This window comes from Acinetobacter haemolyticus (assembly GCF_900406815.1).
Taxonomy (GTDB): Bacteria; Pseudomonadota; Gammaproteobacteria; order Pseudomonadales; family Moraxellaceae; genus Acinetobacter; species Acinetobacter haemolyticus_A.
This window is the reverse complement of sequence record NZ_OVCN01000003.1, coordinates 25,811-40,218: the sequence shown is the minus strand read 5'-3', so window position 1 is coordinate 40,218 and position 14,408 is coordinate 25,811. Positions and strand designations below refer to the sequence as shown.

At 39.0% G+C, this 14,408-nt stretch carries 15 protein-coding genes; 10 read left to right on the top strand and 5 right to left on the bottom strand.

The window, feature by feature from the left end; all coding sequences use genetic code 11:
• The first annotated feature begins 46 nt into the window (after nt 1-46).
• The 5 genes from DK207_RS02715 to cpaB all read left to right on the top strand — a co-directional run bounded on the left by DK207_RS02715 (nt 47) and on the right by cpaB (nt 6,444).
• Nucleotides 47-1,438: a 3-oxoacyl-ACP reductase gene (locus DK207_RS02715; RefSeq protein WP_109439873.1), complete on the top strand. Its 1,392-nt coding sequence runs from the start codon at nt 47-49 to the stop codon at nt 1,436-1,438.
• A 66-nt stretch (nt 1,439-1,504) separates the two neighbouring features.
• Entirely contained in the window at nt 1,505-2,359 is an 855-nt protein-coding gene (locus DK207_RS02710) for a MaoC family dehydratase (RefSeq protein WP_109439872.1), read from the top strand.
• Nucleotides 2,360-2,440: 81 nt separating this feature from the next.
• On the top strand, nt 2,441-3,694 hold the full coding sequence (locus DK207_RS02705; protein ID WP_109439992.1) for a serine hydrolase domain-containing protein: 1,254 nt from the start codon (nt 2,441-2,443) through the stop codon (nt 3,692-3,694).
• 336 nt (nt 3,695-4,030) lie between these two features.
• On the top strand, nt 4,031-5,809 hold the full coding sequence (gene cpaA, locus DK207_RS02700; RefSeq protein WP_109439991.1) for a metalloendopeptidase CpaA: 1,779 nt from the start codon (nt 4,031-4,033) through the stop codon (nt 5,807-5,809).
• Between the two features lie 14 nt (nt 5,810-5,823).
• Nucleotides 5,824-6,444, top strand: a complete 621-nt coding sequence (cpaB, locus tag DK207_RS02695; RefSeq protein ID WP_109439871.1) for a metalloprotease secretion chaperone CpaB — start codon at nt 5,824-5,826, stop codon at nt 6,442-6,444.
• A 1-nt stretch (nt 6,445) separates the two neighbouring features.
• Here the strand turns inward: cpaB and DK207_RS02690 are convergent, their stop codons facing one another.
• Nucleotides 6,446-7,027: a TetR family transcriptional regulator gene (locus DK207_RS02690; RefSeq protein WP_109439870.1), complete on the bottom strand. Its 582-nt coding sequence runs from the start codon at nt 7,025-7,027 to the stop codon at nt 6,446-6,448.
• 126 nt (nt 7,028-7,153) lie between these two features.
• Here DK207_RS02690 and DK207_RS02685 point away from each other — a divergent pair, with 126 nt between their 5' ends.
• A complete protein-coding gene (locus DK207_RS02685) occupies nt 7,154-8,644 on the top strand; it encodes a SmvA family efflux MFS transporter (protein ID WP_109439869.1) in 1,491 nt (496 codons plus the stop codon).
• A gap of 117 nt (nt 8,645-8,761) precedes the next feature.
• On the opposite strand, the gene DK207_RS02680 is transcribed toward DK207_RS02685, so the two are convergent.
• On the bottom strand, nt 8,762-9,451 hold the full coding sequence (locus tag DK207_RS02680; protein ID WP_109439990.1) for an FMN-dependent NADH-azoreductase: 690 nt from the start codon (nt 9,449-9,451) through the stop codon (nt 8,762-8,764).
• 116 nt (nt 9,452-9,567) lie between these two features.
• Here DK207_RS02680 and DK207_RS02675 point away from each other — a divergent pair, with 116 nt between their 5' ends.
• Entirely contained in the window at nt 9,568-10,455 is an 888-nt protein-coding gene (locus DK207_RS02675; protein ID WP_109439868.1) for a LysR family transcriptional regulator, read from the top strand.
• Here the strand turns inward: DK207_RS02675 and DK207_RS02670 are convergent.
• Nucleotides 10,452-11,045: a Maf family protein gene (locus tag DK207_RS02670; RefSeq protein WP_109439867.1), complete on the bottom strand. Its 594-nt coding sequence runs from the start codon at nt 11,043-11,045 to the stop codon at nt 10,452-10,454. The genes DK207_RS02675 and DK207_RS02670 overlap by 4 nt on opposite strands.
• Nucleotides 11,045-11,428 carry a DUF2237 family protein gene (locus DK207_RS02665; RefSeq protein WP_109439866.1) on the bottom strand — a complete coding sequence of 128 codons (384 nt, stop codon included), beginning with the start codon at nt 11,426-11,428 and terminating at the stop codon, nt 11,045-11,047. The genes DK207_RS02670 and DK207_RS02665 overlap by 1 nt, the downstream gene beginning before the upstream one ends.
• A gap of 139 nt (nt 11,429-11,567) precedes the next feature.
• Here DK207_RS02665 and DK207_RS02660 point away from each other — a divergent pair, with 139 nt between their 5' ends.
• Together DK207_RS02660 and DK207_RS02655 are read left to right on the top strand one after the other, a co-directional pair.
• Nucleotides 11,568-12,755 (top strand): phosphoglycerate kinase, encoded by a 1,188-nt coding sequence (locus DK207_RS02660; RefSeq protein WP_109439865.1) that lies wholly within the window; start codon nt 11,568-11,570, stop codon nt 12,753-12,755.
• Nucleotides 12,756-12,920: 165 nt separating this feature from the next.
• Complete coding sequence (locus DK207_RS02655; RefSeq protein ID WP_109439864.1) at nt 12,921-13,151, top strand: hypothetical protein; 231 nt, start codon at nt 12,921-12,923, stop codon at nt 13,149-13,151.
• Nucleotides 13,152-13,203: 52 nt separating this feature from the next.
• Here DK207_RS02655 and DK207_RS02650 read toward each other — a convergent pair whose 3' ends face one another.
• Complete coding sequence (locus DK207_RS02650) at nt 13,204-13,584, bottom strand: hypothetical protein (RefSeq protein ID WP_109439863.1); 381 nt, start codon at nt 13,582-13,584, stop codon at nt 13,204-13,206.
• Between the two features lie 218 nt (nt 13,585-13,802).
• Here DK207_RS02650 and DK207_RS02645 point away from each other — a divergent pair, with 218 nt between their 5' ends.
• Nucleotides 13,803-14,381 (top strand): nitroreductase, encoded by a 579-nt coding sequence (locus tag DK207_RS02645; RefSeq protein ID WP_109439862.1) that lies wholly within the window; start codon nt 13,803-13,805, stop codon nt 14,379-14,381.
• Nucleotides 14,382-14,408 lie beyond the last annotated feature (27 nt).

Below are 14,408 nucleotides of genomic sequence, written 5' to 3'. Positions count from 1 at the left end.
GATACCTATGTTTGTAAAAAATTCATTTGTATGAGAGATAATAATCATGACCGATCAATACCAAGCATTTACACAATCACCTTTGGGTAAATTTGTTGTAAAAAATTTAGGTTTACCATCGCCAGTAACGTTAGAACGTTTTGAAAATGCTCAACCTGTTGTGAATGGTGCAGTATTGCTTGGCGCAGCACCTTCAAGCACGATTTCTGCTTCTATTGCTCAAGTTCTTAGCAATATTCATGCAGATAGCTATGTTGGTAATAATGTTGAATTACAACAAACAGCGGCAAAAGTTGGTTTAAACCTTCGTCCTTTAAATGCAGATGATAAAGAGTCTAAGTTTAAAGCAGTTGTATTCGATGCTTCTGGTATCCAAGATTCAGAACAATTAAAGGAGTTGTATAACTTCTTTAACCCGATTGCGCGTCAGATTTCTAGCTCTGGTCGTGTCATTGTGATTGGTACAACACCTGAAACTGCTAAAACAGTGAAACAAGCAATTGCTCAGCGCGCGCTTGAAGGTTTCATTAAATCAGTAGGTAAAGAATTTAAGAAAGGTATTACTGCTCAAGTGGTTTATGTAGACCAAGGCGCAGAAGCAAACCTCGAATCTACTTTACGTTTCTTAATTTCTCCGCGTTCTGCTTATGTTTCAGGTCAAGTTATTCGTGTTTCTAAAGCAGACGTTGTAGATTTAGATTGGGCTAAGCCACTTGCAGGTAAGACTGCATTAGTGACTGGTGCAAGCCGTGGTATTGGTGAAGCGATTGCAAATGTATTGGCACGTGACGGCGCGCATGTAATTTGTTTAGATGTTCCACAACAACAAGCTGATTTAGAGCGTGTTGCTGGTTCAATCGGTGGTTCGGTATTGGCTATCGATATCACAGCTGCTGATGCTGGTGAGAAAATCAAAACTGCTGCTGCAAAACAAGGTGGTTTAGACGTTATTGTTCATAATGCGGGTATTACCCGTGACAAAACTTTGGCAAACATGAAGCCTGAGCTTTGGGATCTTGTTATCAACATTAACTTGTCTGCGATCGAGCGTGTTAATGATTACTTACTATCAAATGATGGTTTAAATGCAAATGGTCGTATCGTTTGTGTATCATCAATCAGTGGTATCGCTGGTAACTTGGGTCAAACAAACTATGCTGTATCTAAGGCTGGTGTAATTGGCTTAGTGAAATTTACTGCACCTACATTGAAAAATGGTATTACGATTAACGCTGTTGCACCTGGTTTCATCGAAACTCAAATGACGGCTGCGATTCCTTTTGCGATTCGTGAAGCAGGTCGTCGCATGAACTCAATGAACCAAGGTGGTCAACCTGTAGATGTTGCTGAAGCAATTGCTTGGTATGCTTCTACTGGTTCAACAGGCGTGACGGGTAACGTTGTGCGTGTATGTGGTCAAAGCTTATTAGGTGCGTAAGCATTAGGGTTTTGAAGAGGGGTGCTTGTGCATCCCTTTTTTATAAAAAATATCAAAGGGTTAATTATGAATACGCGTCATTTTAATGAATTACCAAAACCTTATTTGGCTTTTCCAAAAGTTATTCAAGGTTTAATCTTTAAAAAGCCAAAAGGTGAAAAGGTATTGCCTCAAGTTGAATATGTGGTTGATACGTTGAAAATTGATACGAAACATTTAGAAAGTTATAACGAAATTTGCGGTTTTAAAAATGATGGTTTTGTGCCAGCGATTTATTTAGCTGTGTTATCTCAAAGCTTACAAATGCATATGATGACCAGTGAAGCGTTTCCATTTGCGCTTTTAGGATTAGTGCATATTCGTAATCAAATCAAACAAACTCGCAAAATTGGTGTGAATGAGCAGATCACATTAACTTGTAAATTTGGTGAGCTTAAACCGCATGACAAAGGTTTACAATTTGACTTTATCACGACTGCAAAAGTTGGTGGTGAAGTCGTTATGGAAAGCTTAACCACTTATTTATCTCGTCAAAAAGTCGAGAAAAAAGCTGCTGAAAAAACAAAAGAAACGCATGAGCCAGCATACCAACCACAAGCAGAATGGAATATTTCTGAAAATACTGGGCGTCGTTATGCAATGATTTCTGGTGACTTCAACTTGATCCATATCCATGCTATTACAGCAAAAGCATTTGGCTTCAAACAAGCGATTGCACATGGGATGTGGAGCAAGGCGAAAGCTTTAGCAAATGTTCAACTTCCTGATGCTTATGAAGCGGATGTATGGTTCAAATTGCCAATGTTCTTGCCATCAACTGTTGAGTTCTTGACTACAGCAGATGCGAAACAAAATGATTTCTTAATTCGTAATGTGAAATCAAAAAAACCACACGTCGCTGGTACTGTTAAAGCTATTTAAAATGTAGTTTTCTTTGAGGTGCATCTCTTCTGTTCGCAGGAGAGATGATCTTAAAAAAATATTATTATAAGGATGTATACATTGATTAAAGAATTTCTCGTTGCCAATACTCAAAACTATCATGGCACGGTTGATGAACGATTCAAAGACTTAGCGACTCAATTCAGTCGATTCCAGGATGCAAGAAGTCATCAAGGCGGCGCGGCTTTAGTTGTGTATTTTCAAGGCCAAAAAGTTGTTGATATTTTTACGGGTAAGAAATCACAAGATGAAGCATGGCAGAATGATACATTGGCTATGTGTTACTCAACGGGCAAAGGAATCTTGGCAACGCTCACACATATCTTAGTGAGTGAAGGGCTGCTTGATTACGATCAGCCAATTGCAAAATATTGGCCCGAATTTGCTCAAAATGGCAAAGAAAATATTACTTTACGTCATGTATTGTCTCACCAAACTGGTTTATTCGATATTCGGAATCTCATTGAGACAGCGACAGAAATGCTGGACTGGTCATATATGTTAAACGTTGTAGCAGCGGCAACACCGCGATTTGCGGCAGGGCAGAGCTATGCTTATCAACCATTAACATATGGTTGGATCCTTGGTGGTGTGATTGAGAAAGCTACTAAACAGCCTTTAAATTGGTTGATGCAACGTTATCTGGTTCAACCGCTTGAACTGAATGGAGCATATTTCGGTGTACCCGCCTCAGAGTTGGGACGAGTAGCACGTTTATTGGAAAAGCCCAAAAATACAACTTCAGTGAAGCCGAAAACTAAGAAAGCGAATCAACCTCGTAAAGCAACAATGTCAGAGCGATTCCTAATTTGGTCCGGGCAAAATCCACAAGATTTTCAGGATGCGATGATTCCAAAAGGTATGCGGAATTTTAGTTTCTATAGTGATGCAGGTTTACAAGCCGTGATTCCAGCGGCAAATGGCGTGTTTACGGCGGATAGTTTGGCAAAAGTATACGCTATGCTTGCCAATAAAGGTCAGTGGAATGGCGAGCAGCTGATTCGTCCAGAGGTTTTCAAACAATTAAGCACCGTGCAATCGAAAGCTCGTGATCGAGTCATGCCAATTCCAATGCATTGGCGTTTGGGTTTCCACCGCGTTCTAACCATGGGAAAACGTGCGCCACACGGTTTTGGTCATGTTGGATTCAATGGTTCTGGTGCATGGTGTGACTCCGATCGAGAGCTTAGTTTTGCTTATACGCATAATTTTAATATTACCTCTGCAACGGGAGATTATCGTTTGTGGGGGCTAAGCCAAGAAGCTTTAAGATGTGCAGATCAAGTTTTAAAAGGCAGAAAAGGATGGTTCTAAACCATCTTTTTTTATGTAATATTTAAGAGCTTTCCAAGATGAGTTCGATTGGATATTAACGATATAATTAAGAATTATTAATCAATTTTAATAATCTTTGAGTTTTAGTTCTCGATCTTCCTTTAAAACCTGATGTGGTGAGTTTTATGCTTAAATTTATAAGTCCATTAGCGCTTATGCTGTAATTTTTTGATTCAATTAATGGTTTTTGAGAAAATTGTGATAAATTCAAGTTGTTGATATTTAATATTAAAAAATAAAATTTTGTTGATTGGTATGTTGGGTTTTGATAATGTTTATTATGCAAAAAATATATTTAAAAAAGGGAATAAAAAAATGAAATTTGGATTCAAAGCGATTTGTTTAGCTGGAGTGCTTGTGACAACAGCTGTATATGCGTCAACGACATTATCACCAAATCAACTTAACAATAGTGGAAGTATTCCAAGTGGTTATGCAGATTTAAAATTTGTTTTGGCTAATGGGAATTGGGTTAAAAATATTTACTTGCCCAATACTGCCAACCACCAAGATAAGATTACGATTCAATCGAGTGCAGGTTGGAAGAGTTATCTAGATACCTCAAATACAAATTTACCGATCGAAGTGCTCGAAATACAAAGTGGTGATGTGTTTCAGTTTACTTATGATGGCAATCAAAAAAAATGGGTGGCGCAATTGAGTGCTGTGAGCCCAACCAATGGTATGCCATTTGAAGAAATCACACTTACTAGTGCAAAGTTACAACATATTTTACTTGCTGATGGCAAGTGGGCCAAAACCATCGCCCTACCATCAAATGTCAATGATGGTACTTTAGTACAAATTACGTCTACTGCGGCATACCCATCACAGCTTTCAAAAGATAATTTACTGTTTCCAAGTAGTTTTAACCTTAATAAAGGCAGTGAATATTGGTTGAAATACAATGCTACATTGCAGAAATGGGTACCTGAGTTTATCAAGCCATTAAAGTTGAATGTAAAAGATGTTGGAACAAGTTTAAATACAGTGACCACCCCTTTAACGGAAGTAAATTTTGGAGATTCAAATTGGGTCGCAAACTTTAGTTTGCCCACTACAGCAAATGATCGTGATCGTATTGTGATTAAGTCATCTGCGACTTGGTCTGCAAAAATTAATAATACCAATATCAATAGTGACGCAACTTTAACGCTTAAAAGAGGTGATCAATACGAGTTCATGTTCGTGAGTGATAAAGGGCATTGGGTATTAATGTCTGCACCAAAAAAAGTGATAGAAGCAAATGACAATATTGCTTCAGTTTTACCTAATATGACTGAGCCAACATTGAAAGTCAGAATTTCCAATAATAATTGGAGACAAACGATCAATTTACCTACAAGTGCAAGGGTGGGAGATAAAGTTATTTTATCGTCAACCGCGGATACAGATAGCTTTGTTTTGGCAACGAATGGCTTATCGACTACGATTAAAAATGGCGAAAATCGTCGTTTCATTTTTACCAGTCAAGGTTGGACTATCGATAGCCATACGATCGATATGTTATTCGTTAACAGTCCTGAAGTTACAGAAATTATTGGCGAAAGTGCCGCAAAACTTCGTATGATTGAAGGATTGAATTTAACCAATATCACGGCTGAAAACTCATCTGCTAAGTTTTATTTAAGACAAACAGGATACATCACTTATAAGATGCCAGCTTCAACATTATTAGATGCAATATATGTGGGGCGTGCGGATACAACTGTGCAAAATGAACGAAAACGAGTTTTAGCAGATGGTGTGTATTATCAGGGGAATGAGCCTGGTGCAGGGGGATGTGGTTGGGCTTGGATTAATGCAAGTTACTACAATATGATTGGTGCCAATGACATTGCTGGCTGTTCGGTTGCAGCTATGCGTCACGAAGTAGGTCACAATTTGGGGTTATACCATAATGATTCTACCAATATTGGTTCTGGTTTTGCTCATCCATTAGGCAGTACTGCCATGGGGGGTAACAATCTGAATTTTTATTCTAGCCCGTATTTGTATAATCCTAAATATGGAGTACGTTTGGGTGAAGAGGGTAAAAAAGATGCGGTCAGCGTGATTAACGCTATGGCAGTTCGAATTTCACAATACCATTAAGTGATTTCTTGAGCATGAAACATTCAAAAATTATTATTCTACTTGCAGTCACGTTCGTCGTGATTGCAGGTTTGATTTTCTTTTTAAAGCCAGATCAAGTTACTGAATTTACGCAAGATGATGCCTCAATAAACTTAAAGACTTCTGTTCAAGCGCCTTCTGTTTTCCCAAGAGAAAACTTAAATCTTTCTAAAACGGAGTTGGAAACAGCTTTAAAAGAAACGGTTTTATTCCATGAAATACAGGATGAAGATTTGAAGGTGAGTAGTGCATTACCTTTGTCAAAAAGTGGCAAAGGAATGGCTGTCCGTTATAACCAGAATATTATCGAGACCAGAAAAGTCGGAGATATTGTTAAATTTCAAATGCTTGAATATGGCTTAAATCGTAATGGCGAAATAGTTGAAATTGAAAAGGTTGACGATGATATCTTGCGTTGGCATGGTCGATTTCAGCAAGGAAGTCCCGAGCGAAATTTCTTCACCATAACCCAAAGTCAAAAAGATCAATATACGATTATTCAGATTTATACAGACAAAGGAAACTATACTGCTGAAATCAAAAATGGTCAGGGGGTTGTACAAAGTATGGATGAAGGTGTTGATGACCATGAGCTGCATGCTCACGAGCATTAATTTAAGTATATAACTCTGCTTGAATAATGGCTTCCACGTGACGTTTAAAATCGGCTTCATTTAAACCATTGAGGCCGAGTTTATAAATACCTTCCAGACCACAGACAAATGCGATCAATCGCCATGCAATATCTCGACTTTCTGAATCGAATTTAAACTCACCCTGCGTTTTCCCTTCATCAATCATAGCAACTATAGAATGATGCCAATCTTGCATCGCAATATTATAAGCATTCTTAATTTCTTGGTCTTGATCAATGAGAACTTCAGCCTCATTCCATAGACGTAGATAGGGCTGAATCTGCTCAATATTTTCGCAACCTAAAAACAAAGATAAACGTTGCAAGTAGCTGCTGGTATCCACTTGATTTTCGATTTCATCTAATTGTTGCATCAGCTTAATAAATGCTTCGGCTTTTAAATGAGAACTAGAGGCAAAGTGGTGATGCACTTGTCCTGTTGAGGTTTGCGCTTCTGTTGCAATACGGCGAACAGTCATCGCAGAAAAACCTTCGTTCAAAGCAACTTGCATTGCAGCTTGAAGAATCATTTCACGACGTTGTTCTCGATTTAAATAAGCCATTTCCAAAAATCCGATGAAATTGTTGCGGAAGCTGCAACAAACTAACTTAAATTTTAAAATTGGACAAGCGTTCAATTTTGATTATAATAACCTGAGTTGAACATCTGTCCAAGTTTAGAGGCATTTATGTCACGCAAGTGGTTAATTCTTGCAATCATCGCATTGATCTATCTCCCTGTTGTTATTGATGCAACAGTCTTACATGTTGCAGCACCAACGCTTATTGATTCGTTATCACTATCAAATAATGAATTGTTATGGATTATTGATATTTATTCTCTAGTCATGGCTGGGCTCATTTTACCGATGGGTGCATTGGGAGATCGTATTGGCTTTAAACGCTTGATGATGATCGGTGCAGCACTGTTTGGCTTAGCTTCTTTAATGGCTGCATTTTCCGCTACTGCATGGATGCTGATTGTATCGAGGGCATTGTTAGCAGTGGGGGCGGCCATGATTTTACCTGCAACACTCTCCGCGGTCCGTAATACTTTCCTGGATGAAAAACAGCGCAATATTGCTTTGGGTATATGGACGACTGTCGGTGGTGGTGGAGCAGCCTTTGGACCCTTATTTGGTGGGTTCTTACTAGAGCATTTTCATTGGGGTGCAGTGTTTCTCATCAATATTCCAATCGTTGTATTGGTACTGATCATGGCTTATTGGGTGATTCCAAAGCAGGAAGGGCAACCAAAACAAAACTTAAACTTAATTCAAGCATTCGTGTTGGTAGTCGCTATTTTATGCATCATTTATGCAGTAAAAACGGCAATGCATGCTTTTACCATGAGCGTAGTCGTAATGTTTGTTGTAGGACTTGGCTTATTGGTGGGTTTTATTCGTAAACAATTAACAGCTGCATCACCAATGATTGATATGCAATTATTTAAACATCCTGTGATTGCCACGGGTATGGTGATGGCAGTTGTTTCTATGATGGCGTTGGTCGGTTTTGAATTACTCATTTCACAGGAATTACAGTTCGTTTATGAGTTATCACCGTTGGCTGCTGGGATGTTTATTTTACCCTTTATGCTGGCATTTAGTTTAGGTGGACCTATTGCCAGTATATTGGTCAATCGTTTTGGTTTACGCTCGATTGCAAGTCTCGGTATGTTGATGAGTGCCATAAGCTTGTGGGGATTGGCAAATACGAACTTTATGCAAGCAAAATTACAAGCTTGGGCATGGATGGGAACGTTGGGATTGAGTGTTGAGATTGCTTTGCTTGCGTCCACCTCTGCAATCATGTCATCAGTGCCTCAAACCAAGGCCAGTGCTGCTGGGGCGATTGAAGGAATGGCTTATGAACTTGGTGCTGGCTTCGGTATTGCCTTTTTTGGATTGTTATTGTCATGGTTCTATGCACAAGCAATCATAATACCAACGGAAGTTCCTCAATCTTTGATTGCGCAAGTCAGTGCTTCGATTGGTGAAGCAGTCCAGGCAGCTAAACAGGTATCGCCAATCGTTGCTGATCAAGTGATAACTGCAGCTCAACAAGCTTTTAGTCAGTCACATCGTGCCGTATTACAAGTAGCCGCTACCTTTTTTTTAGTATTGACTGTATTTATTTGGTTCGCATTGCCGAAGCGAGTGATAACTGTTGAAGAATAAGTTTATTCCCCCTCATTCAAATTGATATTTGAGTAAGGGGGAGATTGTCAGCATTTCATACCTTTTTTATTTCGTTTTAGTTGACAATGGAATGCATGGCTAAAATGACAACAGGTCTTAGGCGGTTAGCATTGTTTCGGATTGATTTTGAGATAACTCTAAAACGAGTTGTCCGATTTTATGCTTTGCAGCGTCAATGGAGTCATGATGTCTTTGATCACCGAACTCTTGATATTCAGATCGAATTTCAAAAAACTGATTTACGCCTAAGTAGCGACTGAGTACCTTGATGTGTGGACCAAGGTGATTCATGTGCTCCCTAATTTCACCTTCGCCAAAACCAAATTCTCCACATGAGTTGAGTAAAATTAAGGTTTTATTTGAAAATATGGGTGCCAATGGAAAATCACCTCTGGTTAAGTCGAAAGTAAAGGTTTTATTGATTCTTATAATTTGATCGAACCATGCTTTCAGGGAGGCAGGCATACCATAATTATACATCGGGGATGTGATTAGAATGATATCTGCAGTTGCGACTTCATGAATATATTGATCCGACTCAACAAGTATCATTTTATGGGCTTCAGTTCGTTTTGCTTCAGGTGTAAATACTGCTTCAAGCCATTTTTGGGAAACAAAGTTTGGGGTGTGCTCTCCAAGATCCCGATGCATAACTGGATCATGAGGGTGTTGTTTTTTCCAATGGGTTATAAAGTGTTGTCCTAACATTTTAGAAATTGAACTATGTTTCTCACCTTCTCCATGAAAAGAGCGGACACTGGCATCAATATGCAATAAGTTAGTCATTGTAGTTTTACTCGATTCGATTGCTGGATCTTCAAGATAGGAGATTTTGGAATCTGCTGACAAATGACATTATTTTTGTATAAGATGAGATTTTCTCATCTCTAAAGAAGTATAGGATGTTGAAGCGATTACCATCACTAAATAATATAAAAGTATTTGAGGCAACTGCACGATTGGGTAGTTTCAAGGCTGCAGCGTATGAATTAAATGTTTCACCTACCGCGATTTCACATCAGATCAGTGAGTTGGAAAAAGAGTTAGGAATCAAGCTATTTATTCGAGGATTTAGAATCGTGACCTTGACGGAGGAAGGTCAAAAACTCGCTGAAGTGAGTACCCGATTAATTTCAGAATTGAAACAAACTCTACTCGAGCTAACAACCCATTCCAACAAAATTACGATCAGCACCACGAATGCTTTTGCGGCAATGTGGTTAGTACCACAATTACATGCTTTCAAAGTAGAGTACCCTGATATAGAGATGCAGATTAAAGCAGATGATGACTTGATTGATATTGATCAAGAGCTAGGCGTTGATATGGTGATTCGATATGGTTTCGCAGATATAAATAATGCTCAGGTGAGAAAAATTACAAATGATCAATTTGGTTTGTTTGCGACACAACAATATTGGCGTGATAGAGAGGCAGCAAATTCTGATGTGAAATTGCTGGTGACTCAATGGAAAAATAAGGAATTGTTAAGATATCACCAGCCTGATTTTTTATTACAGCGATTTGATCAAGTTCATCCTACACTTGAGTATTTTGATGATGAAAACCAAGTTATTCAAGCTGCACTTGCAGGGCAAGGAGTTGCTTATGTGAGTAAGATTTTAGTCCAGCAAACTGTTACCCAAGGTTGGTTAGTAGAGAGCCCATCTTTTCAAATTGAGGGTATGGATAATCTTTGTTATTACAGTGTTATCCCCAAGCGAAATCTTAATCATCCCTGTGTGATTGCGTTTCAGAACTGGATAATGCAACGCTTGTCTGTACTTTAAGGGGCGTGTATACCGAATTGACGTAAAATTTTACATAGTTCGATCATAGGTAGACCCATTAACGTAGTTTGATCATCTCCAATCATCTGCTCAAATAAACTAATACCTAAACGTTCACATTTGAAACTACCAGCACAATGTAAGGGCTGATCAATTTCAATATAGCGTTCAATTTCACTGAGTGTTAGACGGCGAAACTTGACTTGATAATGTTTAACTAAAGTGCATTCAAAACCAGATTGGATATGTTGAACACTGAGTCCAGTGCTGAAAAAAACAGTGTTACCCGAATTGGCTTGTAACTGTTGGATCGCATTTTCGACGGTAATTGGTTTCCCAATAAAGTCATAAGGCGCATGTTCACGCCATGCGACTTGATCTGAACCGATCACAATTGCATTTGGATATTGTTCTGCGATCACACGTGCTTTTTCAAAGGCAAGCCGTTTGGCCAAATCATCTGCGTGCAACTCACCATTTTCAGATTCATCAATATCGGGAGCAATACAGCGATACGCTAAGCCTAAGCGATCCATGAGTTCTTTGCGGGTTTGGCTGCTTGATGCCAAGATGAGTTCCAAGCTACTCATTAGACAGCATATTCCGCAAGCACATTGAGAGAAACATAGTGCAAAACAGCATTGTGACAAGCATTTAATTTTACAGGAGGCGCATGTCCTGCTTGATAAGCTTCAACCCAGCGTGTCACACAGATACACCAAAAGTCACCTGGTTTTAAACCTGGGAAGTCGATTTCAGGCAATGGTGTAATCAAATCATTGCCCATTTTCTGAGAAAAATTTAAGAACTCTGAGGTCATTTGCACACACATGGTGTGTTGACCTAAATCACTAGCCGCTGTATGACAAAAACCATTGCGAAAATAACCAGTAATTGGGTCAAAGCAACAACTTGCTAATGGCTCGCCGAGAACGTTTAAACGATTGATTTTTGGATCTGGATGAATAGACATAATTCTATAAAAATTCAGTGGTACTTATTATCATAATCAAAAGTGACGCTTTCGGCAGCTTTTCTGTAAAAAAACTCACCTTTATTTTTGATAATCATTTAAAATTGTGCCGTTTTTTAAATCAACTAGAGAGCCATCCATGAATTTTCAGCGCATGACTGACCTTGATTTAGCAGGTAAACGTGTTCTTATTCGTGAAGACTTAAACGTTCCTGTAAAAAATGGGGAAATTACAAGTGATGCACGTTTACGTGCTGCATTGCCTACCATCAAAGCGGCTTTAGACAAAGGCGCGGCAGTGATGGTGTTTTCTCATCTTGGTCGTCCTGTAGAGGGTGAGCCAAAACCAGAACAATCACTTGCGCCTGTAGCGGCGTATTTAACCAAAGCTTTAGGTCAAGAAGTAAAGCTATTTACAGATTACCTAGAGGGTGTTGAAGTTGAAGCGGGTCAAGTGGTTTTACTTGAAAACGTTCGTTTCAACCATGGCGAAAAGAAAAATAACGAAGAGCTTGCTAAAAAATATGCGGCACTTTGTGATGTATTCGTGATGGATGCTTTCGGTACAGCACACCGAGCAGAAGCGTCAACTGAAGGTGCAGCACGCTTTGCTCAAGTTGCAGCAGCGGGTCCATTATTGGCTGCTGAGTTAGACGCACTGGGCCGTGCAATGCAAACACCTGAAAAACCAATGGTTGCGATTGTTGCAGGTTCAAAAGTTTCCACTAAGCTAGATGTACTCAATTCACTTTCTACAATCTGTGATCAATTGATCGTGGGTGGTGGTATTGCAAATACTTTCTTGGCAGCCGCGGGTTTCAATGTCGGTAAGTCACTTTATGAAGCGGATTTGGTTGAGACTGCAAAACAGATTGCTGCCAAAGTAAGCGTACCTTTACCAACTGATGTCGTAGTGGCTGATGCAAGCCAAATCAACTTTGAAGATTTCTTAGGTTCTCTAGCAAATGCACAAGCAGTTGTGAAAAAAGTTGAAGACGTCGCAGATACCGACATGATTTTGGATGTTGGTCCAGAAACAGCAAAATCATTTGCTGAAATCTTAAAAACTTCTAAAACCATTCTTTGGAATGGTCCTGTCGGTGTATTTGAGGTAGATCAATTCGGCGAAGGCACTAAGACACTTTCATTGGCAATTGCTGAATCAGCAGGTTTTTCTATTGCAGGTGGTGGTGATACATTAGCGGCTATTGATAAATATCAAGTTGCTGATCAAATCGGTTACATCTCAACAGGTGGTGGTGCGTTCTTAGAGTTTGTAGAAGGCAAAACTCTACCAGCTGTTGCTGTTTTACTTGAGCGTGCATAAGCTAAATATGAAAATCAATATTAGTAATTGATTTAATTATATATTTATAAAATGAGCTGATGAAAATCGGCTCTTTTTTTGATTAAATTTTGTTTAAGTCATAAAAATGTCATATTGTTGCAATATGATTGTCATCAAACTAACCAGTTATAATGGGAAGCTGTAATGAATTTGAAATTAACACTGATTGCTTTAATGGTAGCGCCAATTGTTATGTTAACAGCGTGTGCAAAAAAAGAAGAAGCAAAAACTGCTGAACAAGCAGAGGTTGAGTCAGTTCAAACAACGCCAGAACAACAGGCTGCTATTGATGCAATTGACAAGCCGATTTTAGATGAAAAGAATACAGATGTTGAAGAAAGTGACGTTGAAGTAGCAGCAAGTGCAGCTCAATAAACTTTAAGTAATTAAAAAGCCGATGTCCAATACATCGGCTTTTTTGTATTTATCAATTGGCTTTGCAGTAGAAAGTAAGTGTGGTTTGATAATCATCATCTTTAGCTAAAGATGCGTTTCTCCCCGTAATTGTGCCGATCACACCAGCAGCGGCCTCAACTAACTTTCCTGTTTCTTCATCTACAACGCCTTTCAGAACACCTTGATAAGCCACTTTTTCGTCGACTATGACAGGAGAGGTATTACGGTTACATGTTTTTTGTGCCGCACTGACAGCATTATTTTTAGCAATCAGGTTCGTTTTCCCGATACCGGTCACTTCGTAATGATTGTTTTCTTTTTGAATTGCTAAGGTGTGAGTAGGGGAAGAAGCACACGCTGTAAGTCCAAGTGCAACAGTACCCAGTAAGCTAAAAATTAAAGTTTTTTTCATTGCTTTTTCTCTAGTTAAAACGCCATTTGGTTATTTGACCATACAATTTTCAATTTCTTTTACAGCTTATGTACAGTTTGTTATGAAACTTAGTAAGAAAACTGGGCCTAAAGGAAGTTGGAAACGATGAATATACATCAAGCTCCAATTACCCATAGTGAAAAAGAATCAGATTATGCTAATCTAGCGAAATCCTTGTGCTAGTTAGATTTATATTAATGGCGGACTCCAAAATAGAGACAATTCATCAAAATATTCATCAACGTCAATCTATTGGGCAGTTAATTGAACCCGCACCAGATCATCAACAAATCGAAAAAGCAATTCAGGCCGCTTTAACTGCGCCTGATCATCATCGTTTAAAACCCACACGTTTTGTGGTTATAGGTGCTGATCAACGAGCTGCTTTTGGTGAGTTTTTAGCAAATGCTTTAGCGGAGTTAGGCGAAACTGAGCCTGCACAGTTGGAGCGTGTCAAACATCATCCCTTTCGTGCACCTATGTTGGTTTTAGCACTGACAACACTGCAAGATCATCCTAAAGTTCCGCACTTTGAACAAATTTTAAGTACGGGTGCTGCGGTACAGAATTTTCTATTGTCTCTTCAAGCTCAAGGCTTTGCAACAATGTGGCGTTCTGGAGCGGTTGTAGAATCAAATTGGCTTAAACAGCAATTGGGTTTAAAAGAACAAGATCTGATCTCTGGTATTATGTATGTTGGAACAGCTGCCAAAGCCATTCCTCCTCGTGCAGAAATAGACAGTCAAGCTTTTATGACTTTATGGCAAACCCCTTAGTTATATCTTAAATGATTAAAAAAATGA

Coding starts and splice junctions, on each gene's coding strand:
- DK207_RS02715 (WP_109439873.1), top strand. CDS start 47: ATGACCGATCAATACCAAGCATTTACACAATCACCTTTGGGTAAATTT.
- DK207_RS02710 (WP_109439872.1), top strand. CDS start 1,505: ATGAATACGCGTCATTTTAATGAATTACCAAAACCTTATTTGGCTTTT.
- cpaA (WP_109439991.1), top strand. CDS start 4,031: ATGAAATTTGGATTCAAAGCGATTTGTTTAGCTGGAGTGCTTGTGACA.
- cpaB (WP_109439871.1), top strand. CDS start 5,824: ATGAAACATTCAAAAATTATTATTCTACTTGCAGTCACGTTCGTCGTG.
- DK207_RS02690 (WP_109439870.1), bottom strand. CDS start 7,027: ATGGCTTATTTAAATCGAGAACAACGTCGTGAAATGATTCTTCAAGCT.
- DK207_RS02685 (WP_109439869.1), top strand. CDS start 7,154: ATGTCACGCAAGTGGTTAATTCTTGCAATCATCGCATTGATCTATCTC.
- DK207_RS02680 (WP_109439990.1), bottom strand. CDS start 9,451: ATGACTAACTTATTGCATATTGATGCCAGTGTCCGCTCTTTTCATGGA.
- DK207_RS02675 (WP_109439868.1), top strand. CDS start 9,568: ATGTTGAAGCGATTACCATCACTAAATAATATAAAAGTATTTGAGGCA.
- DK207_RS02670 (WP_109439867.1), bottom strand. CDS start 11,045: ATGAGTAGCTTGGAACTCATCTTGGCATCAAGCAGCCAAACCCGCAAA.
- DK207_RS02665 (WP_109439866.1), bottom strand. CDS start 11,428: ATGTCTATTCATCCAGATCCAAAAATCAATCGTTTAAACGTTCTCGGC.
- DK207_RS02660 (WP_109439865.1), top strand. CDS start 11,568: ATGAATTTTCAGCGCATGACTGACCTTGATTTAGCAGGTAAACGTGTT.
- DK207_RS02655 (WP_109439864.1), top strand. CDS start 12,921: ATGAATTTGAAATTAACACTGATTGCTTTAATGGTAGCGCCAATTGTT.
- DK207_RS02650 (WP_109439863.1), bottom strand. CDS start 13,584: ATGAAAAAAACTTTAATTTTTAGCTTACTGGGTACTGTTGCACTTGGA.
- DK207_RS02645 (WP_109439862.1), top strand. CDS start 13,803: ATGGCGGACTCCAAAATAGAGACAATTCATCAAAATATTCATCAACGT.